Origin of the sequence: Bremerella sp. TYQ1 (genome assembly GCF_020150455.1) — a bacterium.
GTDB lineage: Bacteria > Planctomycetota > Planctomycetia > Pirellulales > Pirellulaceae > Bremerella > Bremerella volcania_A.
Genome location: NZ_CP083740.1, coordinates 4850669 through 4872686, shown reverse-complemented (window position 1 = coordinate 4872686; position 22018 = coordinate 4850669). Strand labels below are relative to the sequence as shown.

Below are 22018 nucleotides of genomic sequence, written 5' to 3'. Positions count from 1 at the left end.
GTTTCCTCAGGTGGGATGTTTCATGCGTGCGTGGTTTCGAGGTTACTTACGCGTGGTGAACTCTGCCGTGTTGAGCAAAGCCCACAGCAAGTCCTCGAACGCTTCGTAGCGGGACTCGATCTCTTGGACGTACTCGTAAGCGACTTCCAGTTCTTGCTCTTGCGGAGCGCGACCGAGCACGTTGACATACAACCGCTGGATCGCCTGGCGGTCGTCGAGCGTTTCCTTGAGCATCTTGGCCAGCTTCGTTTCGTGGTCGTCCCCAGCTTTCACTTGGGCCTGCAACTGGCGATTGTTCATCAGGAACATGGCTTGCTGCATGGTTTGCGGCCGGAAGTCTTTGCCCAGCGAGGGATCGTAGCCGAACACTTCGTTGACGATATCTTGCGTGCTTTTCGGCGGTGGCGGGAATCGCATCTCGGCGGTTGGCTTCATTGCTTCCCCTTTGACGTTCGGCAACTCGATGGCGGTCTCGAGGTTCTTGAAGACCACATCGCCGCGCATCTTGCGAAGCTCGGCCGAGGTAAGCTGCCCGACCACTTCGTCTTTCGCGTCGAGCTCGCGCTGGTAGGCTTTTGTGTTGAGGATTAAGCGGAACAGCGGCTTGGCGTCGTAGTCGTTCGCGGCAAAGTGAGCCGCCACGGTGTCGTGCAGCGTCGGAAGCGTGGGGTAGCCAGCTTCTTCGGTGATCTCGTCGATTGGATCGCAGAATGGCTGATCCATCAGGCGTTCCCAGACACGATTGACGTAGGCTTTGGTGAAGAGGGCGTTGTCAGGACTGACAACCCAGTTGGCAAGGGAGACGCGGCGATCGATGTCGCTGGCCCCTTTTTCCATTTCGCTACCGGAGAAAACGGCCGGCATCATCATCTGTTTCGATTCCGGCATCTTATGCTCGCCGGCATTTTTGCTGCTGACGATAATCTCGCTGCTATCGTTCCACGGCAACTTGGCACTCGTGCGAACAAAGAACGCAGCCATCTGGTGGAAGCGTTCCTGCGGAATGTCGACGAATGGGTGATCGTGGCATTCGGCACATTGGATTTGGGTACCCAGGAAGATGCGAGTCGTTTCGCCAGCCAAACGCGAGGTGCTGGCCTGGTGATAGCCGACAAAGAAAGCGGGAGGGTTATCGCCCACTTTTCCAGTGGCAGTCAGGATTCGGTAAGAAATTTCGTCCCAGCCGGTTCCTTCGTTCAACTGGTCGGCCATCCAATCCTGGAAGACTTCATAGCTGAGAAACGTCAACTCTGGCTGAGGAATTCGATAGCTAAATACGTCGCTCCAGTAATCGGCCCAGTTCGCACCGAACTCGGAACTGTCGAGCAGCTTATCGATCAGCAGTGCCCGTTTGGCCGGATTGGTATCGGCCAGGAAATCGGCCCGTTCCTGTTCGGTCGGAATACGCCCGATGACGTCAATGGTCACGCGGCGTAAGAACGTCTCGTCGTCAACGACCTCGGTTGTTTCAGTCACGTGAGCTTCGGTGGTGATCAGTTGGTCGAGTTCTTTTGGCGAAAGGAGCGTCACGCTGGCCAGCTTGGCTCGCTCGAACGCAGGGGCAACCTCCTGCTTGGGCTCATCTTTCTTCGCCGTCTTTGGTTCGGCCGGCTTGGTAGTCAGCTTCTTGGCGATGTCGTCCAGCTTGGCGACTTCCTTCTGAGGGACGAACAACAGCGCGTCGACGATAACGATTCCCTGGGCGTCTTTGTCCGAGATCTCAACGACCGCTTCCTGATCCGCTTTGAAGTTGAACTCGCCAAGCGGATGAAACAGAGCTGGGCCCTGGGGAGCTTTGCGCTGGTTCAGTTTCAGCTTTGCTGCGCCGTCGGCATGTTGAATCTCGATCGGAGCGGACGCAGCGCGGTTGGTGTTTGAGTTATAAGCGAGGTAAACGGTGTACTTACCAGACGCGGGAAGCTTGTGACGGAACGTGAGCGACTTGGCCTGCTTTGCGACAGCATCGCCAGGGATACCGCTGTGAACATATCCGTCGCCAACGTACGGCTTGGTATGCACCGACGGCTTCCATGGCCCCATCATCTGGGCAGCCGTATTGTCGAGCAAAATGCCTGGCAGCAATTTCGTGTCGAGCGAATCGCCGGCGCATAAGATGGTCGGCAAAACGAGCAGCAGGGCAACACTCGCGACGCGCACTGGGAAACCTGAAGGCTGTAACCGCATAGGTTCACATTCCCATCAACAAAGGTGAGAAGATCGTTGCCCCCAAAGGAAGGAGACGGGTAGGAATCACCAAGTGTAAGAAAAAAACAAAAGTAACGTCAATCTAAAAGTGACGAAGATTGTTTAGCACTATTAGCAAGGGCTGTTTCGATTCCCTTAAATGATCCATCGCTAGCAAAGATGGAAATGTAGATACGACTTTAACGACAAAAGCCCGGAGCCATGGCCCATGACTCCGGGCTTCCGCAGGGGGGATTCCCCCAAAGCTTTTATTTCCGCAGCGAGGTTTATGCTGCGTTTTCGTAATCGCGGATCTGCCGTTCGGCTTCGTCCTTGGCGATTCCGTATCGTTCCTGAATCTTACCGCAGAGGCGGTCTCGCTTACCGGCGATCACTTGCATGTCGTCGTCGGTCAGCTTTCCCCACTGCTCACGAATCTTTCCAGAGAACTGCTTCCAGTTCCCCTCAATCGTATCCCAATTCATGGCTGGGTTCCTTTATTGAAGAAAAGATGGGGTGTAAATGTAAGCCAAGCCTTGAGGGAAATCGTTCTAGGAACGTCTCCCCCAAGGCGTTGGCCCAACAACCACTTCGCAAATCCATCTCAGGTGTGGTTAATTCTGAACGTCCTTGCCAGCGTTCATCCAGTGAACATCAACTTCCTGAATTACTCAGCGTCGACATCCGCATCGATCACGCTCCCAGGAACGTCATCGTTGACTTCGACGTCGACACCGGGGGCTTCGATGTCAGCATCGATGGCCGGACGACTGTCATCGACCGGGCGGCGGTCGTCGACTCGGTTCGCCTGGCCATCGAAGTTCTTATTAGCTTCCAGTGGCCAGCTGTTCTGATCGAAACCTTTTGCCTTTTTCAGCGTTTCAGGGTTCGCATTGAGAACCAACTGGTTGGTGTCGTTCTGCGCGTCGTGATTCAAGCGGAAGTTGTTCCAAGCGACGGCGTGCATCGTGTCACCGATACCAGCCAGACCACCAACAGAAAGGGCTGCATAGCGAACGTCACCGGTCGCGGTGTCGATCATCAGATCGCCAATCGTACCGACACGTTCGTTCTCGTTATTCACAACCACCATTCCGTTCAGGTCGCCAGCACGATGGATGGCGGCCGTATTGGATGGCTGTTGAGCGGTTCGGTCTTTGCGATCGACATCAACGTCGACGTCTACCGGACCAACTTTCACGTTGACGCCACCATCTCGATCGGCATAGTGCTTATCGATTGCGGCAGCAAATTCCTTCGAGGCCATGTTGGGCCAGTTGTCGGCGTCGAAACCGGGAGCTTTACGCATCATCTCTTCGTTTAGATTGAGCAACAGAACTTGCTCGCGATCTTGCGATTCTGGACGATACTCAAAGGCGTCGAAAGGAACGGCAAACAGCTTCGATCCTAGCCCGAGAAAGCCACCATAGGCGACCGCAACATACTTTACTTTGCCGTGGTCGGTATCGATGACGACGTCGCGAACGTTACCGAGATCTTTACCGGCTTCGTTCTGAATTGTCATCCCTTGCAGTTGACTCGCACGGACAGCCATAGCGGACTTGGCCGCTCGGTCAGCGCGATCGGTATCGATGTCGGCGGAAATGACCGGCTTCTTTGCTTCGACATCCGAGTTGGCGTCTGTCTGGGCTGGCGGAGCAAAGGGGTCGGCCGTTGGGTTGTCATCGGCGTAGGCAGCTGAGGTGACGCTCCCAGCGGCCATCAGGGCAGTAGCAACGACTGCGGGAATTGAGCGTAACATAGAACCTCTCCTTGAACTGAATTGGCAGATGGTTGATGGGTCGTCGTACTGTTCTGCCATGTTTAATACGACGGGCATTGGGGCGATCACTCGCCAAGGGCTCGAACAAGTTCAAGCGTTACCGCCTCCTTGTGCGAGTATTCCAACTTGCCAACTATGCGTTGCACGTCTCGTTCCAACGATGGACAAAGTCTTCGGAATCTTTGTAAGTCCCTGCCAATTACCGCAGTAATTCTTTTCAAAAAGAGAAGGATGTACGATCGCATGACGCGTTAGCTTTCACTTGGTGGTTCGAACGACAAAGGCCTGGTCGCGTAACAACCAGGCCCTTGCTCGTTCGTGTGTTTTTAATCGACAGGGTGATTTACCAGCGACGGCGAATCACGCAGATCAGCTCTTCTTTGTGCATCAGCTTACTACGACCGCGAATGCCAAGTTCGCTGGCCAGTTCACGGAGTTCTTTGACCGTGCGGTCCTCTAAACGTTTGTCGGATGCTACCGTGGCATGGTCGTTCTCAGTGGCGGTGTTAGGTTGAGCGATCGTTGTTGTCATTATCGAATTCCAGCAAGAGAGTGGCGTTGGTGAGTTTCCGAAATCGTTGGACGCTTAAATTACAGCATGACCCAGATACGAAGCGCGATGCCGGCCACCATGAGCATTCCAATCGAGAACCAAAAGAGGCGGTCTAACGTCACCGCTTCACGGTGTCGATCGACGGCTTCTCGTGGTTGACGTTCTGAGTGGATCGCATCGACTGGATCGTTAACGGGCAGCAGTAACGATCCGTCCGGCAGAGGCGGTTGAATTTTGGTCGCTCTCAAGCAAGCGGAATCGGTCGTGCGGTGCATCTCAAGATTGCTCATGACGGCAGGCTCTAGCGCTTATCTATGTTCCGGGGGAAAGGGGGCGGCAGTGGGCAAATGGATTACTCCATCGCCTCGTCTGCTTCATGGTCAGGATCGGTGTCGATGGTGGTCGATGGGTTCTCGACTTCATCACCTGGCGTGACCGCAGGAGGATCGCCTGGCACGTCTTGCGGTGGCGGCTGACAGCCACTTCCAATCACGAGACCGACCATGGCAACACCAAGGGTCGAAGCCATTCCGAAAAAGTTTTTGATGTTCATAACTCCACCTGACGTGGTTGAGGTGCTTGATTGGGTTTAGAGACCCCGGAGTTGCAAGCAGTGTGCCAAAAGAGTCGCTCGTCGTAAGTTCCTATAACGAGCGGAGATGGGCAGAGAATTGCGGCGAGTTTTAGGTCAACGGGTTAATATTGACTCGTTTGAGCGGTTGCCGATCGTTCAAGCTGAGCGCCGAGCGTGCAAGCACGACTAGCTATCGGTCTTACGAATTCGACCAACACTGGACTGAAAATACTTCCGGCGACGTGTCGAATTTTGCTCCTGATCGGCCGACTCATCCGACTCTTCCGATGCTTTGATCAAATCGGCCAGGTTTGCCGCGCATAGCCGGCAACCGATCTGTTCCAAGTGGAACGTGATATAGCTTTGCTCTTCGGTCGATGGCATCACGCCGAGCAAGTATTGCTGAAGCTGCGGACGCGTTGGGCAAGTGATTCGATGCCGTCGCCAAATTTCGCCGAGACTATGCACCCCGGCATCGCGGCGCGAGAGAATCTCGAGCAGGCGTTCTTTCAGTTCAGGTTGTTCGCGGATTTGCTCTTCGACGAGGGTGGCCTGTTCGACGGCCAGCTCTTCGTTCAAATAGGCTTCTAAATCAGCGAAGGTGACGGTATGCATGGGACTCTTCCAAGCCCCTCTCCCCACAAATCGGGAGAGGGATATCGTGACGGGTAAATGAAACTACGCCTCGGCGTGGTAGACCTCTTCAAATGGCTGGACGACAACGAAGCCGTTGCCGACGAACTCCATCTGGAACGATTCACCGCTCGAGCGACCGATCAACGTGCGGAACGAAATGTCGGTCTTGAAGTTTGGCTGTAGCGTTCCGCTCCATGCGACGGTGGCGTTCGGATCGGTATAAACCGGTTGGTCCGGAGTGACCACCAGCGTCAGTGGTTCGTAATGAGTCGTGATGGCGACCATGCCGGTTCCGCTGAGGGTCATCTGAAACAGACCACCAGCCATCATGGAAGAGATCCGCTTCATCATCTTGATGTCCCAATCGACCGAGTCCTCGAAGGCGAGGATATCGTTCGCATTGACGACGATCTCTTGGTTCTCGAGTCGCAAGATCTGGATCTTCTTACCATAGTCGGCCAGATAGACTTTCCCGGTGCCGGTGACTTTGGTCAGTCGAGCGCCTTCGCCGGTGATGGCCTTCTTGAAGAAGCCGCCGAGGCCTTTGTCGAGCATCCCTTCTCGCTCGAACTTCATGTTGCCGAGATACGAGATCATCGACCCCATTTTCGACCAGACGAAGTTATTCTTCAGATTGACTTCGAGAATACGGGGGCTCTCCATTTCGAAGAAGCCTTCGCCGCGATCTCGTTGTTGGGTCTGCTCGACAAACTCGCGAAGCGTGTATCGGTTTTCTACTGCGGACATCGTTGGTGTTTCCCCCAGAAACGTTTTTAAGAAAAGAATTGGAGTCGCCGTTTGCCTCGAGACTCTGTTTTCAATGTGAGTTGGTTGCTGGTACCGAAGGTACTAGGAATATAGCTCAGGAAAGACCTCTTCGCTGAGCTGTTGATTCTTCACACTTCCGCGAAGTTTGTTCGTGAAGTCATGTTTATAATTCGCGACATGTTGCTCGGTGATCTCAAGCTTCGCCGCAACATCTTTGTTGGCCCAGCCGCGAACGAACAGCAGTTCCATGCACTGAATTTTGACCCAGTCGCCACGTTCTTTCCAACGAACGATCTGCTGCTGAATGGCTTCAACGAGCGCGTCTTCTTCCATACGGCGACGCTCGCCGCTGCGTACCATGCTCGACGCTGGCCGTGCTGGTCCTTCAAGTTCCCACGTATCGCTGCTCGACTTTCCGCCGCCGGCGGAACTTAGTGGTAGCACCGGGCGACGTCCTTCACGACGCAGATGGTCGGTCAGCTTGTAGGCACAAATGGCGAAGAGGTAGCTTTCCAGGCTACGTCGACCGTCGTAGTTGGGCAGACTGTTAAGAAATCCGATGAACGTCTCTTGAACGACATCTTCGCTATGAGCTCGGCGGCGAAGGCGGCTCTCGACAAACGCCAACAGGCGACCTTCATAGCGATCAATCAGATCTTGCCAGGCATCTTCGTCCCCGTCGCGGATGCGACCAATCAACAGGGCATCGGTTTCTGAAACGCGTGTGGTTGGCACGGGCGTAAGCGTTCCTTTCGTGGCCAAAGCAACGGGAAAAGCGGTGTCTCGGGCAATCCTGGCAAAGCCAGTCGTGCGGCGAGCTTACGTCAATCGAAAGGTCGTCACCCAAGTTATAACATGGGAAATGACCGGACGAAAATCACTCCTGCAGCGAAAAGGCCACCTAAAGCGACCACACTTCCTGCGGAGACTAGCCAGGGAGAGATTCGCGAACCTTTTCCGGTCAGCGACATTCCAGCGTAGAAAGTAGACATAAGACCAAGCAGGAACAGGAAGCCTGCCCCGATATAAACGACACGGCTGATGCGTTGTTGGGCGATCCAGAACTCACGAATTTTGCCTTGAATCGCGGGATCGAACTTCAGGAGCGAATGCCACTGGTGCATAATCCCGAACGAAGGAGTCAGCTCTTCCTGGTACGTTTCCGCAACAATGTTATGGTGCAGCGATTCAAGCTCTTCCCCGATCAGCGCCGGGGCATCCTCGCTCCCAGTTAACTCAATCGCGAATTGATCGATCGCCTTGTCGACTTCGAAGTCCAACGCCCTTTGGCAATCCATTCCGCGATCATACGGACCGGAGCTAACGGCGACGTAATAGGTTTGATCGTGGGTCCAGTGAGGCGTCTGTTCGACCCAACTTGGACGACCCGGCGGGATAATTTTGGACGGATCGAGATCGATCTCGCCTGACTTCAGCTGGTTGCGGAAACCTTGATAGAGCGATCCGGCCCATTTGCCGATCGATTTACCTGTTGAAGCAGTCGATTCTTCCGACAAAGAAGGGGAGGGAACTGGATACCGGGCTGTCTCGAGTCGTACTTGTGGCCGCTCGGAGGCTACCATGTGCGTCTCAGACACTGAGTACGGATGCTCTTGAACTCCAACGCGGCTGTATGCAACGCTTTTGTCCGACGTCATGGTTTGGGTTGTGCTGTAGCCGACGAAAAAGAAACCACCGCACAGCAACATCATGCCCAGAAACGCGATCGTTAATCCGGCCGCTATCTTACTGCCATACTTGCCGCCAAAAATGACCGCCAATATCGCTGCAGCGAAGAGCCCGACCAAGATAAGCACTGGTAGCAGGATCAGAAACAGGCTGACGTTCAGATGTGATTCAGTTTGGACCATGTGATTTCTTGAGTTGAGTGGCTAACTGTCTTTCGCCAGACAACTGCAATTATTGACGTCCTCGCGAAAAAATCGCGGCAAATACGACAACAAGCGCCAGCACGGCAATCACAAGCACCCCAGCCCCGGCCAATAGCATGAACCAACTCATTGATGCGTCCATCCTTTCACTCTCCCCTATGAATGATCAAAACGCGAAACCTACTTGGCTCCGCTGACGGTCGTCTCTTTCAGTTCCTGTTCATATTTACGACGTTCGACATCGCGGCGTTCCTGGCTGAGCCAAGGGGCCGAAAGCTGAACCGTTGCGGCAACCGCACCGATTAACATAATTGCCCACGGCTGCAGGAATGGCCAGAACGTTGTCAGGATGCCAGCCCAAACAACATACATGCCGGTATTGAAAATACTGAGCCAGGTTCCGCGCAACGGATCGGCCAGTTTCCACCATCGTGGCACCAGAAATGCCAGCCCGAAGAACAGCATCAACGCGCCGACGGAAGATTGCTCGCCCATCGCGAACCAAGGGGTCGTCAGATCCATCTCGCCGGGACTGCCGGTGAAAACGAGCATCGAACCGAACCAGGCTGCAACCCCTAAAGCAACGCCTACCATTGCCATCACGATGCGGCGACGTGCCTGATCGCCTCCCTGTTCTTCCCACAGCTTTGATGTGATCAACACGGCCCAAGAGGCGAGTATCGTTAATCCGGTAAAGAAGACATAGGCAGGTCCAATCGTCAAAATGGCGGACTTCGTAAACGCTTGTTCGCCCACAGAAATGACCAACAACACGAACGAAACCAAGATCGATGAAACGCCACTGGCGATCAACGAACCGAGCAGTTCGCGAATCTTCTCGTGCGTCGGACGCAACGCGATCGCGGCACGTTCTCGATCTTTTCGCTTGGGATGCCAGACGGCATCTTCCGAGACGCGGTGCTTGCGTCGCATCGCCTCGGGATGATAACGACCGCTGGAGTCTTTCTTATTGGGAGCACCACTTCCGCCAGGCGTTTCGTCCTGTACCGTATTCACCAAAAGGCGAATCAGCAGATATGCCATGTAGACCGCGCCACCGACGAAGGCCAGCGGCACGAGGAAGTGGAGATTCGTTACCACGCCAAACGCAATCGCTGTCAGTACGATGACTTTGACCGGAAGGCTGGTGTTATTGTGGTTCCACCATCCACGAACTTTCTGAGCGATCCCAGTGACGGCCTGAGCGATCGGTTCGTCGTCGAGAGTTCCCTTAGCTGCTGGTTGTTCGACATAGCCGATCTTCGCTTTAACTTCCGACGCTGGCAGCGATGGTGGAATAGCGCTCGGCGCGGCAGCCGGTCTTACGGAGTCGATCGTCGAGACATACCCGACATTTTCTTTCAGCCCCAATTGCTGAAGCATTTCTTCAGCGCTGCTGGTTCGCTTGTCGGGGTCTTTCTCGAGCGCAGCGGTCACTACCGAGCGGAATGGCTCACCCAAGTCGCCTAAGTCAGGACTCGCGGTGAGATGCTTCATGATGATTTCTTGGCTGCTTTCTCCTTCAAATGGAACGCGGCCGGTGAGCATCTCGAACAGCAGGATGCCTAACGCATAGACATCGATTTCGCGGCCGTATCGACCTTTGCCGATTTCAGGGGCCATGTAATGGAACGTGCCGACGCTTTCGGTCTGGCCACTGCGGCGGCTGACCGAGATAAACTTTGACAAGCCATAGTCACCAATTTTGACGGTGCCTTGGTCGTTGAAGATATTGCCGGGCTTTAAGTCGCGGTGGACGATTCCATGATCGTGCAGGTAATTCACAGCCGAGGCAATCGCTTTGAACCACGACAACGCCTCTTCGCGTGGCATCCCCTGGGGATGACGTTCGATAACATCTTGCAGGCTGTCGCCATGGACGAACTCCATGACAATCCAGCCTTCCCCTTCGTTGTCGTAGCGAATGTCGTAGAGCGACACCAAGTGCGGGTGCTTCAAATTCAAGCAATGCTTGGCACCTCGCATTTCGATTTCAAGATTCCGCTGAATATGCTTCAGCGCGACTTCTTTGCCTGATTCGGTCGTGGCGTAATAGACTTCGCCAAAGCCGCCGGCGCCTACGCCCCGTTTGATGGTATATCCATCTAACGGAGAGGACCCGCTTTTGTAAGTAAACCGCATGGGGCTTTCTTTCGGCTTGGCTAGTTTCGCAGGGCCGACTTCATCGTCCCCCGGTTGGTTGTCCGGAGTAATGGCGGCTGCCGACTGGTTCATGGTCTAGTCCCTGGCCAACGGATAAGTGATAAGTTGCTTCCATCTCTTGCTCACTCGCCCCCGGAGCCGGGGAGAGAGAACAGGAAATGCAATTCATGCTCGGCCAAGTGGCTCTAAGCAAAACGACACCTCTTCTCCTTGGACCGTTTCTCCTATTTTGATCGAAGTTGCTGGCTGGGTCGAATCGCTTTGATAAAGGGGCGTTTTCGATTTCAGCAAAAGCTTGCTTCCTTGCCGATAAACGACGACATCTTGCTGCCACTGAGGACAAACGATGTGATTGTTCGACTTAGCCCCCATCAACAGCGAGTCGGCTAACAGCACAACTCCATCGCATGCCGGCTCGGTCCGGTGCCGGCTGACGATCTTGAGCACAGCCGACGTGCTGAGGGGATGAGGCTGCGTGAATTGCAGCTTCACGCCTCGTCCCAACGTCATCACATCGCGATGCTTGAGCAGGGCCGGTCCGCCGACGACCTGGTCGTTTAATTTGACATCGGCGAGTGGCTCGATGATGTACTCATCGCCACTTCGCTTGATCGCCGCATGCCGACGGCTGATATCTCCCATGATGGGAATATCGACCTGGGCGGAAGCCATGGCCTGGCCAACATTGACGCGATCGGCCAGCAGCAGCATGTAGCCACCGACCCCATCGATCCACATTTGCAGGCGATCGCTCACGTTTCCTCTTCGGTAGGCGAAATTTGATTCCACAATAGACATAGCGACTTTGGCGGGTTCACTGTTTCAAGTTTAGCATGACGGGAAGTGCCCCCGATGTTTGGTGATTCGTAATCGATCACGATTTCTTGCCGCTTCTCGCTACGGTGCCCTGATCCGTAGCTTGGGCAAATCTTCTGTTTCCATGCGAAAAGCACGCGATCTTCACTCGCGCGTGCGAAATGGCGTCGACTTTTTCGAGTCGCCGCCATCCCGCTTCGCTGGAGATTTCCAAGGGTCAATCCGTGCCCTAGTTCAGCTGAGAAAGCTCAATTCGCTTGGTCAGCTTCTCGGCAGCCTTCGTGTCTACGTCGGCAAGTTCTTCGTCGTCCAATTCGATCTCGAGACCGAAGTACGACGCGACTTCATTGCTGATGTCGGTATCGACTTGTTCGTCCAACTGGATTTCGCCAGCCAGTTCGCCGTCGACATCAACCATGCGTTCAGCCACATCGATTCGTGTACGGATGTCGTCGATCAGACGCTTCGTCTTGGAAAGGTGGCTATCATCAAACGCGAATTTGCTCGACGTTTGGGCTACTTCCACCATTTTTTGGCGTGCTTCCAAGTTTTCGACATCGACTTCCAACTGACGGCGAGCGGTCAGCATGCTGTCGAGCTTGGCCCGAGCGGCGTCTAACCCTTGTTCACGAGCACGCAGAATGCTTTCCAGCTTCACGCGAGTGGCGTCCTGCGTCTTGAAACGCTCGAAGCGACCTGCCAAATCGGTTTGGACAGCGTTTCGCGAGTACTCGTGGCCGGCGTACGTGAAGTAAGTGCTACCACTGTCGAGATCGTTCTTCAGTCGCATGATGTCGGCTTTATTGGAAGAAAGCTTTTCTTCCAGATCACCCACGCGAGACTGCAGTTTCTCGACTTCGACTTCTTCTTTCGCAATCAAATGCATGTTGCGACGAATTTCAGGCGTCAGATCCTGAATCATCTTGCGAGCCCGATCGAGTTCAAATTCGACAGGAACGCTGTTTTTAACATTGTCGCTCACACGACTCGCGGTCGTGGAGATGTAGCTGTAGGCATCGGTTCCAAACACGAGCCCAGCAAGCATGGCGGCACCAATCCCAGTGCATGCGAGTTTCTTGATCATGACTCAACCCTCTCTGAAATAAACGGAATGACCCTTGTACTTTTCCTGCCCGGCACGGCTTTCCGGATCGTTTACAACGCCGTTTCCGAGCGGTTAACTAGCAGGCATAGATAGGACTTCGCCGCCAATTTGCCGATCTTTGGATTTTTTTCGCGTTTTTTGACATGCTGTCAGCAGTGTGCATGTCGAGAGCAGAAATAGGCCGAAACGATAAACCTCCGGCAGTTCGCCTGAGGGGGATTACAACCGCCCATCGCCAAAATGACTCCCCTTAACACGCAGTGAAAGTTGAAGTTTACAACTGCAATTTTCAACCTAGTGAAAGACAGTTAGGATGGCAGGCGGTGCGAAAACTGTTGATGAAAATGGCAGACGTTGCCAAAAGAGCACACAGGACGCACTTCGGCTCCCCGCAAAGCGATTTTGCGGTCGAAAGCCCCAACTGATTGGTACTGTTCACCTTACGAAAGATTCCCGACGCCCCATTAAGAAATTGTGCGAACTTGGCACCACGGTTGCGGTGTCATGTCGAGACCAGAAGCCGTCCACTTAAACGAGCACCTCTCTTTCGAGACGTCGCTCGATCGGATAGGAGAAAATTCAATGGATCACTCGACGCCATTCAAGCTGGTTCACGAACCACCGAAGAACCCTGCCGGGAACTTTGTGGTTTACCAGCCACTCCCCGAAGATTCGCTGGCTTTGTTGTCGGATTGGATGGATCACGCACTCGAGATCCTAGAAGACGAAAACGCTCATTTCGTATCTCCTAATTCTTCCCGAAAACATTTGGTCAGCAGTCGTTAGATCAATTCCACCATATCGCCTGGCTTGTTTATCGGCCGTCTTCCGGGGCGGCCGATGCCAACTCAGGTTTCTCTGCAGAATTCTCTGCCAGATCGGCTGAAGGCTTATCTTTCAGCCCCATCATTACCACGCCGATCACTGTCAGTACGACACCAAAAGCCAAGTTCGTGTTGAACGCTTCGTGAAACAAAATCACTCCGGCAAGTGCCGAAAGCGGGTTCTGCAGGGAGTTCGCCGCATTCCCAATAATGACCGGAGCGTATCGAAACGATAACGTCAGCGCCACGAAAGCTCCCGCATTCAGCAAACCCGCAATTAGCATCACGCCATACTGAGCTGACGTCGTTTGAGCCATTCCCTCAAAGCCGGCCGTATAAATGCTGAGCGGCCCCAGAATGGCCATCCCGACGGTACAGATAAGTGACGTCGTCATGAACATGCTCACTTCGCCCGAGACGCCACGACGGATGGCCACGCTTAAGAATGCGTAGGAAATGCCCGCCAACATTGGAGCGAAAACGCCCGCGCCGATCAAAAGCAAGCCAGTTTGCGTATCTACCACAGATTGAACCGCATTTCGGCCAGCAAGACTCAAACTGACCAGGGCCAGGACCAATGCCCCCGTTCCCCACCCCTGCCAGCGGGTGAGGCTTTCCTGCAGCATCCACTTGCTGATCACAACCCCTACGACAAGCATCGTCCCTAGGCAAAGGGGGACACTCATGGCAACCCCCACAACACCGAAACTCCACTGCAGCATGGCATTACCAAACAGCTGACTGGAAATCGCGGCGATGATAAGAATGAAGAGAGACGAAGCCTTTGGGAAAGGAGATCGCCCGGTTCGGACTTGCCAGATGGCAATCGGCGCGAACATGGTGACCGTGGGTATCGCCTTAAGAAACGAAACCCAAACCGGATCGAGCGTCGTCAGCCAGCGCAGGCAAATATTCGCCAGCGAGTAACCTACCGCGGCAAGAACACCACAAATTAACCCAAGCCAGGGATTCGGAGTTGTTCGCTGCGTCATATACTAAAAAGTAATTCGGTCATGTGCCCGCAAGACGTGTGGTCGACAGCCTAACGTTTGCGGTCTATTCTTTCGGGGGCATGGGATAGGGAATGGCCAATGAATGAGACAATTACCCATCATCTAATTCGGCAACTTCATCGCTCGCCATGGCGAATGGCAGCAGTCGTTACCGGCGGCGGAAGTGAAGCACTAAGCCAATTGCTAAGCCTTCCCGGTGCGTCGGACACCGTGCTGGAAGCAGTCATTCCCTACTCGAGTGCTTCTCTAGAAGATTATCTCCGCTACAAGCCAAGTCATTATTGTAGCCGCGCCACTGCCCAGGCCATGGCGATGCGGGCCTTTTTCCGTGCTCGAGAACTACAATCTCGAATTTCTCCCACAGATATTGATGACATGCACTTAGTGGGGATTGGGTGCAGCGCCAGTTTGCGGAGCTTACGCCCAAAGAAGGGGCAGCACCGAGTTCACATCGCGGTGCAGACGGCCTCTAGCAGCAGCATCGCCTCGCTCGTTCTGACCAAAGATTCCCGCGATCGTGGGCGTGAAGAAAACGTCGTCGCAGCACTTATCCTCAATCGCTTGGCTGACGCCACAGGCATTTCCGATCGTATCTCGCTCGATCTTTTGCCTGGCGAACGTGTCGATGAGACCTCAGTGGAAGCTTGGCCTTCCTGGACAGAACTGATGCTTGGAAATCGGACGGCTGCGTGTGCTCCTCAGAGCGAGCAACATGCGTCACTCGATTCATTCAGTGGTGTCCTATTTCCCGGAGCTTTCAATCCACTGCACGAAGGCCACCAAACCATGGCCGACGTCGCCGAAGCAATCACCGGACATCGTGTCGACTACGAGATTTCTATCGAAAACGTCGACAAACCACCGCTCGACTTCTTCAGCATTAAAACTCGCGCGGAACAATTTGAGCCTCCTCAGCGATGCTGGCTGACGAAAGCTCCAACGTTTCTGGACAAGTCGAAGATCTTTCCAGAAGCCACATTCGTTGTTGGTGCGGATACCATCGTGCGAATTGCCGAACCTCGCTATTACCAAGACTCGCTCCCGCTGCGTGACGAAGCGATACGTGAGTTTACCCAGCAGAACTGCCGGTTTCTTGTTTTTCCCCGAGTCGTGGAAGGAGACTTTCTTTCCTTCGATCAACTCAACCTTCCGCCGGCACTGTCCAACTTGTGCGAACCGGTCCCTCCCTCGCAGTTTCGCATGGATATTTCGTCGACCGAGATCCGAACTGGGGCCATCTAACGCAAAGATTCTCAATTCCTCCAAGCTTGGCCGTCTCAGCCGGTCGCATCTTCATTTCCAGCCGGCAAGCCCACGAGGGTGACACTCACGAGATATGCCGCCATCGAGCAATGATCCACCTTACGTGTCGGATGCGGGAATCAATGGGGCGGATTGCGGCTGTAACGTCGCTACTCTATGATGACAATCGCTCGGCATACAGCCGTTAATTCGTCTATCGGTTTGGAAGGCAATTTCATGACGTCGGTACCACACATCGAACCAGGCAAAGAGACTCTACCACTCTTTTGCGGCGTCGACGTCGGCGGCACGAATATCAAGATCGGCCTGGTCGACGATCACGGCAACACGGTCGAATACGAGAAGATTCCGACCAACGAGACCGAAGGTCCACAACGTTACATGGAACGTTCGACCGAAGTCATTCAGAAGATGATGAATGTCATCGGCCGCCCGATGGATAACATTGCGGCAATTGGTCTCGCCACGCCAGGCACGATGGACATTAACGGCGGAATGCTGCTGGAACCCCATAATCTGCCGAATTCTTACAACTTTCCGATCCGCGACTGCCTCTCGAAATTGACGGGGCGCCCTGTTGTTTACGCCAACGATGCCAATGCGGCCGCATTTGGCGAATATTGGCTCGGGTCGGGCAAGGAATTCCGCAGCATCATCATGCTAACCCTGGGTACTGGAGTTGGCGGCGGGATCATTGTCGACGACTTGTTGATCGACGGCGAGCACAGTCACGGGGGCGAGTTAGGGCACATTATCATCGATTTCAGCGAGAATGCCCGAACGATCCCAACTGGTCAGCGAGGCCACTTAGAGGCCTATGCCAGCGGAACAGCCATTATCAAACGCACCGACGAAGCGTTGGTCCTGGACCTCCAAAAAGAGAGCACACTGCATGCTCGGATTGCCGGAGGCGAGAAACTGTCGCCGCTGATGGTGGCCCAGGAAGCTGAAAAAGATGACAGTCTTTCCATGCATATTGTCATGGAAACGGCTCGTTATCTGGGGATCGGGATCGTTTCGCTGATGCACACCATCGACCCCGGTGCGGTCATTCTCGGCGGTGCCGTCAACTTCGGGGGGCACGAAACCGAACTGGGACGCAAGTTTTTGGATCGGGTCCGCCAAGAGGTCAAATCCCGGGCTTTCCCGGTTCCAGCCAAGCATACGGTGGTCGATTTCGCCAAGTTAGGGGGGGACGCAGGCTATCTGGGGGCTGCAGGCAAGGCCCGAGTCGTTGCCCACCGCGATTCCCTGACCACCTAGTCCTGATGTATAATGGGGCGTTTACCCGAAGCATTCGGACAACCGCCGGGTTCACACTAGAACCACCCACCAGCCCAGGGCATCTTCATCACGATGGCAATCATCGACCAGAAGTACATTCGGAATTTCTGCATCATCGCGCATATCGACCACGGCAAAAGCACGTTGGCCGACCGTTTGCTGGAAAAGACGGCCACCGTCAGTTCGCGCGAAATGAAAGAGCAGCTGCTGGACGACATGGAAGTCGAACGCGAGCGTGGTATCACGATCAAAGCCCGCGCCGTGGTGATGAAGTACATCCACGAAGGGCAAGAGTACCAGATCAACTTGATCGACACGCCTGGCCACGTCGACTTCCAATATGAAGTGGGCCGGTCGCTGACATGTTGTGAAGGAGCGGTGCTATTGGTGGACGCCTTCCAAGGTGTCGAAGCACAAACCGTGGCCAACGCGTTCATGGCAATGGAGCACGATTTGGAAGTGGTTCCTTGCTTGAGCAAGATCGACTTGAACCATGCTCGACCGACGGAAGTTGCTGAAGAAATTGAGCACACGCTGGCTCTCGAAGCAACGGATATCTGCGGTATCAGCGGTAAGACAGGGGAAGGGGTCGATGCCCTGTTGGCTCGCCTGATCGAACGCATTCCACCACCCAGCGGTGATCGCAAAGCCACACTGCAAGCGATGGTGTTCGATTCGCACTACGATAAGTTCCGCGGTGCGATCACCTACGTTCGCGTGATGAACGGCTCGATCAAGAAGGGCGACAAGATCCGTTTCATCAAAGGTGAAACGAACCACGATGTGCTGGAAGTCGGACAGTTCACGCCACGCCCGATGGCTCGTGACGAACTGGCTGCCGGGCAAGTGGGTTATGTGATCTGTAACATCAAGTCGCTCGAGCTGGTCAACATCGGTGATACCATCACCGTTCAAGGGGACAAGGGAGCCAAAGCGCTGCCAGGTTACCAGGAACCTAAACGGATGGTTTTCTGCGGGCTTTACCCATCCGATGGCCAAGACTTCGAGCAACTGCGTGACGCGTTGAAGAGCCTTCGCATTAACGACCCGAGCTTCACGTTCGAGCCAGAAACAAGCGACGCATTGGGCTTCGGTTTCCGCTGCGGATTCTTGGGCCTGTTGCATATGGAAATCGTTCAGCAGCGACTGGAACAGGAAGCTGACATCGACCTGGTTCAAACCGCGCCGAACGTGACCTATCAAATCATTAATCGCAACGGCGAAACGGTCGATATCCACAAGCCGCAAGATGTTCCTGAAGCAGGCGATATCGAGACGTTTCTGCAGCCGATCGTCCGCGTCAGCTTGATCCAGCCATCCGATTACATCGGCCCGGTGATGCAGCTGTGTAACGAACGTCGCGGGATCCATGTTCGTACGGAATATCTTTCGCCGACGCGTTCGATGTTGGTCTACGACATTCCACTCGCGGAAGTGATCTACGACTTGCACGACAAGCTGAAGAGTGCAACGCGCGGCTACGGCACCATGGACTATGAAATCCGCGGCTATGAAGAAGCGGATCTCGTGCGTATGGATATCCTGGTCAACGGCAAACGCGTTGATGCATTGAGCATCATTTGCGATCGTGCCGATGCCGACCGACGTGGACGAGCGGTGGTGAAAAAGCTGAAGTCGGAAATCGACCGACACATGTTTGAAGTGGCCGTTCAAGCCGCTATCGGTACCAGGGTCATCGCTCGCGAAACAGTCAAAGCTTTGCGTAAGAACGTGACCGCCAAGTGCTATGGTGGTGACATCTCACGTAAACGAAAACTGTGGGCAAAGCAGAAAGAAGGTAAGAAGCGAATGAAGTCGATCGGTTCGGTCGATATTCCGCAGAAGGCCTTCATGGCGGTGCTGGAAACCGGCGAAGAACGATAATAATCGTTCAAATCTCCCATCAACGCAGCTAAACTAGAATCGTCGCCTGGCATGCCCCACCGGCTAGGCGAACGCGTTGCGATTGATTCCCACCGTTCATGAGGCTGTCCATGCGACTTGGCCCGCTGTTAATCTTGCTGATCTTTACGCTATGCGTGGCCGGGTTCGGGCTGGCAACCGCAACTCCTGAGCCTACGTTCCGTGTGGCCAGCGGTTCGATGGCTCCTACACTGCGTGGCCCCCATGCATCTGTGACTTGTGAACAGTGCCAGTTCGTGTCGATTCTCGATGGGAACGAGCTTCCCGATGTTGCCACATGCAGTAATTGCGGTCACCAAGAGAATCACGTTGATCGTTCGGCGATTCGTCGGGGCGACGCATTGGAATGGGAAGAAGTTGCCCCTGACCAACTAAAACGCTGGGACATCGTCCTCCTGCAAAACGATCAAGACGCCTGGCAAATTAAACGAGTCGCTTTCTTGCCCGGAGAAACGCCACGCATTTCCGCAGGCGAGCTATACCAGGCACAGTCGATTATCGAAAAGACGCCACAAGAGCGCGAGTCGCTCAAGCAGCTCGTCTTCGATCATGCTTTCGAGGCAGCCAAGCATCCCCGATTTCTTAGCGAGCGAGCCTCGGGGAGTGGCTGGAACGTCCGCCCTGGTACCCTTGGCTTTGCCCCGATCAGCGAGACGACAAACGCTGCCGAAGACTGGGTCGTTTATCATCACGAGCGCTGCCTGCCTCCTCCGAGCCCCGTTGGAAAGAATGCCACACCGCTGGATAGCTATGGATACAACCATAGTGTCTCGCGAGAACTCTTTCCGGTGGCAGACCTTTGGATTGAAATGAAGTGCGAGCATTGGCAAGCAGACCGCCTGACGATTCGCGTGAACGGAGAGAACACCACAGCAACGTTTGTGCTTGATGTCAGCCAACAAATCGTTCAGTGCGACTACAACGACGCGACGACCGAGTTTCCATTGGTGCTTGAATCACTTGAGGACGCAACGATCAGGGCAGGAGAGTGCGACGGCCAGCTTTTCTTTGAACTTGAAACGAACCGCCGTCATGTTCGTTTTCCCTTCGGGTCGGCTGAAATGTCCTTCAGCAACCAGCCGTTTGCAATCAAAATTGACGGTGGTACGGCCGTTTTGCGAAAAGCCAAAATCTATCGCGACATTGTCTGGCTTGGTGCCCAGCGACGGCCTTCTTCTTGGAGCCTTGGTCGCAAGCTCGAACCGCACGAAATCTTTGTGTTAGGAGACAATGTGCCGGTCTCGGATGACTCGCGATTTGAACTCGGCCCAATCGACATGCGTAACAACCTACGTGGCAAGCTTTTACGCGTGCTAGCAGATTAGCCCACGAGGCATCCTCACCCTGACCGACCCGCGCTGCGTCAGATTCGCGGATTAGGTATAGTGGAGGGTCTCAACAGCTCCGGCGGAGTTTGACGTTCGCGATTGATTTCCGCTCATCCTTTCTCCATCTCTTGTCCTCAGGGGCAAGGGGAATTGATTCATGGTCAAGAAGAAACGCATTCAAGCGATTTCCGGGTCGCAGAAATCGAGCGAATCGAAGTCCTCACAAAGTGCCGGCGAATCGGACCACTTTGCCGTGACGCGAGAGTTTGTCGAGTCGTTGGTGGTTGCCATCATCTTGGCCCTCTTGTTTCGCGCATTCGAAGCGGAAGCATTTGTCATTCCCACTGGGTCGATGGCGACAACGCTTCTCGGGCGACATAAAGATATCGTCGACGAGTACACGGGCTACGAATACACCGTTGGCTCTAGCGGCGAGATGGATCGCACGACCAACAAGCAATTCCAAAACGTCGTGGAAGCAGTCGATCCACTTTACCATCGACTTACCGATGTCAGCGAAAACCCTTCGTATAGCGGCGACCGCATTTTGGTCAGCAAATTCGCATACGACTTTGCCGACCCTGCTCGTTGGGATGTGATTGTCTTCAAATACCCCATCGAGCCACAAACGAATTACATCAAACGTTTGATTGGCCTGCCTGGCGAAACCGTTCGCATTTATCACGGCGACATCTACATCAAAAAACCTGGCGATACCGAGTTCACCATTGCTCGAAAACCGCCGGCCAAACAGCTGACACTTCATCGCCTGGTTTACGATACAGCCTATCCATGCGAAATCCTGGAAAAGGCCGGCTTCCCTGATCGATTAGAAACCTATCCCGCGGACACGCGTGTTTATTGGGTGAAAGGGGAGAACGGTACATGGACATGTAATCCGAAGGGACAGCCGACCTGGCTGCGATATCGGCACGTGTTGGCCGACAACGGAAAGAACGTTCGTTACTGGGCTCTTGCGGAAACAGGCCAACGGATCAATACGCAGCAGGCACGCGATGAATGCAGCCAGTTGATCACCGACTTTAGCGCCTATAACACCGACACCACGACTCATTACCGAAATCGCCGGACATCGTCCGGTCTACACTGGGTCGGCGACTTGATGCTTGAGTGCACCTCGGAAATCAAGTCGGAAGAAGGGGTCCTTTCGCTCGACTTAGTCGAAGGCGGCACTCACTTCCGCTGCGACATCGACGTCGCTACCGGCAAAGCGACTCTCTCGGCGGACCAGCCGACGGTTACATTCGACGAAGAAGGTACCATCGAAGCCCAAACGGTTGTCCAAGGACCGGGGACTTACTCTTTCCGTTTTTCCAATACCGACAACGAATTACGCCTGTGGGTCAACGGAAGCTTGATCAAATTCAACGTCCCAGCCACCTACACACCCAATCAGCCGGTCGTTCCGAAATGGAGCGAGCAAGATCCTGGCGACTTGCTGCCGGTCGGGATCGGAACCGACTCGGTCCAAATGACATTGACCAACGTGCGTGTGCTACGAGATACGTACTACATCGCCGATGGCAAACAGTATCACCATGGTCGCGACACGATGACCCTTCTCGACTACCAGGAAGGGGAGCACTTGGGTTGGAACATTCCGACCGACGATGAGATCATGGAAGTGCTGACTGACCCAAGTCGCTGGGCAACGACCAAAATCTTTGAATCGCGTCGCGAAGCGGTCTTCAGTCTTGAAAACGGACAGTATTTTCCTCTTGGAGATAACAGTGCCGAAAGCCAAGATGGACGATTGTTCCCGATCGATAACCAGTTTGTGCCAGAGCATATGCTCATCGGTAAGGCGTTGTTCGTTTACTGGCCACACTCAAAGAACACTCCGGTGCCGTTTTTCCCTAACTTCAGCCGGATGAAGTTCATTCAATAA

At 54.2% G+C, this 22018-nt stretch carries 20 protein-coding genes; 6 read left to right on the top strand and 14 right to left on the bottom strand.

The genetic code is table 11. The features are described from left to right. Window positions 1-42 precede the first annotated feature (42 nt). The 13 genes from LA756_RS19750 to LA756_RS19690 all read right to left on the bottom strand — a co-directional run bounded on the left by LA756_RS19750 (window position 43) and on the right by LA756_RS19690 (window position 12453). On the bottom strand, window positions 43-2184 hold the full coding sequence (locus LA756_RS19750; RefSeq protein ID WP_224436450.1) for a DUF1549 domain-containing protein: 2142 nt from the start codon (window positions 2182-2184) through the stop codon (window positions 43-45). Between the two features lie 287 nt (window positions 2185-2471). Then, on the bottom strand, window positions 2472-2669 hold the full coding sequence (locus LA756_RS19745; RefSeq protein WP_224436449.1) for a CsbD family protein: 198 nt from the start codon (window positions 2667-2669) through the stop codon (window positions 2472-2474). Between the two features lie 182 nt (window positions 2670-2851). Next, the gene (locus LA756_RS19740) at window positions 2852-3946 is read right to left on the bottom strand and encodes a PRC-barrel domain-containing protein (RefSeq protein ID WP_224436448.1); all 1095 of its coding nucleotides are present in this window, start codon (window positions 3944-3946) and stop codon (window positions 2852-2854) included. Window positions 3947-4310: 364 nt separating this feature from the next. After that, window positions 4311-4499: a Rho termination factor N-terminal domain-containing protein gene (locus LA756_RS19735; RefSeq protein ID WP_224436447.1), complete on the bottom strand. Its 189-nt coding sequence runs from the start codon at window positions 4497-4499 to the stop codon at window positions 4311-4313. A gap of 59 nt (window positions 4500-4558) precedes the next feature. Then, entirely contained in the window at window positions 4559-4810 is a 252-nt protein-coding gene (locus tag LA756_RS19730) for a hypothetical protein (protein WP_224436446.1), read from the bottom strand. A 62-nt stretch (window positions 4811-4872) separates the two neighbouring features. Then, window positions 4873-5049 (bottom strand): hypothetical protein, encoded by a 177-nt coding sequence (locus LA756_RS19725; protein WP_224436445.1) that lies wholly within the window; start codon window positions 5047-5049, stop codon window positions 4873-4875. A 231-nt stretch (window positions 5050-5280) separates the two neighbouring features. Next, window positions 5281-5709 (bottom strand): hypothetical protein, encoded by a 429-nt coding sequence (locus LA756_RS19720; RefSeq protein ID WP_224436444.1) that lies wholly within the window; start codon window positions 5707-5709, stop codon window positions 5281-5283. A 63-nt stretch (window positions 5710-5772) separates the two neighbouring features. After that, window positions 5773-6477: an AIM24 family protein gene (locus tag LA756_RS19715; RefSeq protein ID WP_224436443.1), complete on the bottom strand. Its 705-nt coding sequence runs from the start codon at window positions 6475-6477 to the stop codon at window positions 5773-5775. Window positions 6478-6579: 102 nt separating this feature from the next. Further along, window positions 6580-7233, bottom strand: coding sequence for an RNA polymerase sigma factor (locus tag LA756_RS19710; protein WP_224436442.1), 654 nt, complete (start codon window positions 7231-7233; stop codon window positions 6580-6582). 113 nt (window positions 7234-7346) lie between these two features. Further along, entirely contained in the window at window positions 7347-8369 is a 1023-nt protein-coding gene (locus tag LA756_RS19705) for a hypothetical protein (RefSeq protein ID WP_224436441.1), read from the bottom strand. Between the two features lie 201 nt (window positions 8370-8570). After that, window positions 8571-10625 (bottom strand): serine/threonine-protein kinase, encoded by a 2055-nt coding sequence (locus LA756_RS19700; protein WP_224436440.1) that lies wholly within the window; start codon window positions 10623-10625, stop codon window positions 8571-8573. A gap of 93 nt (window positions 10626-10718) precedes the next feature. Next, a complete protein-coding gene (locus LA756_RS19695; protein ID WP_224436439.1) occupies window positions 10719-11309 on the bottom strand; it encodes an FHA domain-containing protein in 591 nt (196 codons plus the stop codon). 289 nt (window positions 11310-11598) lie between these two features. Beyond that, window positions 11599-12453: a hypothetical protein gene (locus LA756_RS19690; RefSeq protein ID WP_224436438.1), complete on the bottom strand. Its 855-nt coding sequence runs from the start codon at window positions 12451-12453 to the stop codon at window positions 11599-11601. Between the two features lie 603 nt (window positions 12454-13056). On the opposite strand from LA756_RS19690, the gene LA756_RS19685 reads away from it, so the two are divergent. Continuing rightward, a complete protein-coding gene (locus tag LA756_RS19685) occupies window positions 13057-13260 on the top strand; it encodes a hypothetical protein (protein ID WP_224436437.1) in 204 nt (67 codons plus the stop codon). Window positions 13261-13288: 28 nt separating this feature from the next. On the opposite strand, the gene LA756_RS19680 is transcribed toward LA756_RS19685, so the two are convergent. Further along, window positions 13289-14290 (bottom strand): DMT family transporter, encoded by a 1002-nt coding sequence (locus LA756_RS19680; RefSeq protein ID WP_224436436.1) that lies wholly within the window; start codon window positions 14288-14290, stop codon window positions 13289-13291. Between the two features lie 99 nt (window positions 14291-14389). On the opposite strand from LA756_RS19680, the gene LA756_RS19675 reads away from it, so the two are divergent. The 5 genes from LA756_RS19675 to lepB all read left to right on the top strand — a co-directional run bounded on the left by LA756_RS19675 (window position 14390) and on the right by lepB (window position 22018). Continuing rightward, window positions 14390-15553, top strand: a complete 1164-nt coding sequence (locus LA756_RS19675) for a hypothetical protein (RefSeq protein ID WP_224436435.1) — start codon at window positions 14390-14392, stop codon at window positions 15551-15553. Between the two features lie 237 nt (window positions 15554-15790). Continuing rightward, on the top strand, window positions 15791-16837 hold the full coding sequence (locus tag LA756_RS19670) for an ROK family protein (RefSeq protein ID WP_224436434.1): 1047 nt from the start codon (window positions 15791-15793) through the stop codon (window positions 16835-16837). A gap of 93 nt (window positions 16838-16930) precedes the next feature. After that, window positions 16931-18742, top strand: coding sequence for a translation elongation factor 4 (lepA, locus tag LA756_RS19665; RefSeq protein WP_224436433.1), 1812 nt, complete (start codon window positions 16931-16933; stop codon window positions 18740-18742). Between the two features lie 110 nt (window positions 18743-18852). After that, entirely contained in the window at window positions 18853-20106 is a 1254-nt protein-coding gene (locus LA756_RS19660; RefSeq protein ID WP_224436432.1) for a hypothetical protein, read from the top strand. A gap of 160 nt (window positions 20107-20266) precedes the next feature. After that, entirely contained in the window at window positions 20267-22018 is a 1752-nt protein-coding gene (gene lepB, locus LA756_RS19655) for a signal peptidase I (RefSeq protein WP_224436431.1), read from the top strand.

What these genes read in the sequence shown, in the direction of transcription:
- LA756_RS19750 (WP_224436450.1), bottom strand. Translation starts at nt 2,184, where the DNA reads ATGCGGTTACAGCCTTCAGGTTTCCCAGTGCGCGTCGCGAGTGTTGCC.
- LA756_RS19745 (WP_224436449.1), bottom strand. Translation starts at nt 2,669, where the DNA reads ATGAATTGGGATACGATTGAGGGGAACTGGAAGCAGTTCTCTGGAAAG.
- LA756_RS19740 (WP_224436448.1), bottom strand. Translation starts at nt 3,946, where the DNA reads ATGTTACGCTCAATTCCCGCAGTCGTTGCTACTGCCCTGATGGCCGCT.
- LA756_RS19735 (WP_224436447.1), bottom strand. Translation starts at nt 4,499, where the DNA reads ATGACAACAACGATCGCTCAACCTAACACCGCCACTGAGAACGACCAT.
- LA756_RS19730 (WP_224436446.1), bottom strand. Translation starts at nt 4,810, where the DNA reads ATGAGCAATCTTGAGATGCACCGCACGACCGATTCCGCTTGCTTGAGA.
- LA756_RS19725 (WP_224436445.1), bottom strand. Translation starts at nt 5,049, where the DNA reads ATGGCTTCGACCCTTGGTGTTGCCATGGTCGGTCTCGTGATTGGAAGT.
- LA756_RS19720 (WP_224436444.1), bottom strand. Translation starts at nt 5,709, where the DNA reads ATGCATACCGTCACCTTCGCTGATTTAGAAGCCTATTTGAACGAAGAG.
- LA756_RS19715 (WP_224436443.1), bottom strand. Translation starts at nt 6,477, where the DNA reads ATGTCCGCAGTAGAAAACCGATACACGCTTCGCGAGTTTGTCGAGCAG.
- LA756_RS19705 (WP_224436441.1), bottom strand. Translation starts at nt 8,369, where the DNA reads ATGGTCCAAACTGAATCACATCTGAACGTCAGCCTGTTTCTGATCCTG.
- LA756_RS19700 (WP_224436440.1), bottom strand. Translation starts at nt 10,625, where the DNA reads ATGAACCAGTCGGCAGCCGCCATTACTCCGGACAACCAACCGGGGGAC.
- LA756_RS19690 (WP_224436438.1), bottom strand. Translation starts at nt 12,453, where the DNA reads ATGATCAAGAAACTCGCATGCACTGGGATTGGTGCCGCCATGCTTGCT.
- LA756_RS19685 (WP_224436437.1), top strand. Translation starts at nt 13,057, where the DNA reads ATGGATCACTCGACGCCATTCAAGCTGGTTCACGAACCACCGAAGAAC.
- LA756_RS19680 (WP_224436436.1), bottom strand. Translation starts at nt 14,290, where the DNA reads ATGACGCAGCGAACAACTCCGAATCCCTGGCTTGGGTTAATTTGTGGT.
- LA756_RS19675 (WP_224436435.1), top strand. Translation starts at nt 14,390, where the DNA reads ATGAATGAGACAATTACCCATCATCTAATTCGGCAACTTCATCGCTCG.
- LA756_RS19670 (WP_224436434.1), top strand. Translation starts at nt 15,791, where the DNA reads ATGACGTCGGTACCACACATCGAACCAGGCAAAGAGACTCTACCACTC.
- lepA (WP_224436433.1), top strand. Translation starts at nt 16,931, where the DNA reads ATGGCAATCATCGACCAGAAGTACATTCGGAATTTCTGCATCATCGCG.
- LA756_RS19660 (WP_224436432.1), top strand. Translation starts at nt 18,853, where the DNA reads ATGCGACTTGGCCCGCTGTTAATCTTGCTGATCTTTACGCTATGCGTG.
- lepB (WP_224436431.1), top strand. Translation starts at nt 20,267, where the DNA reads ATGGTCAAGAAGAAACGCATTCAAGCGATTTCCGGGTCGCAGAAATCG.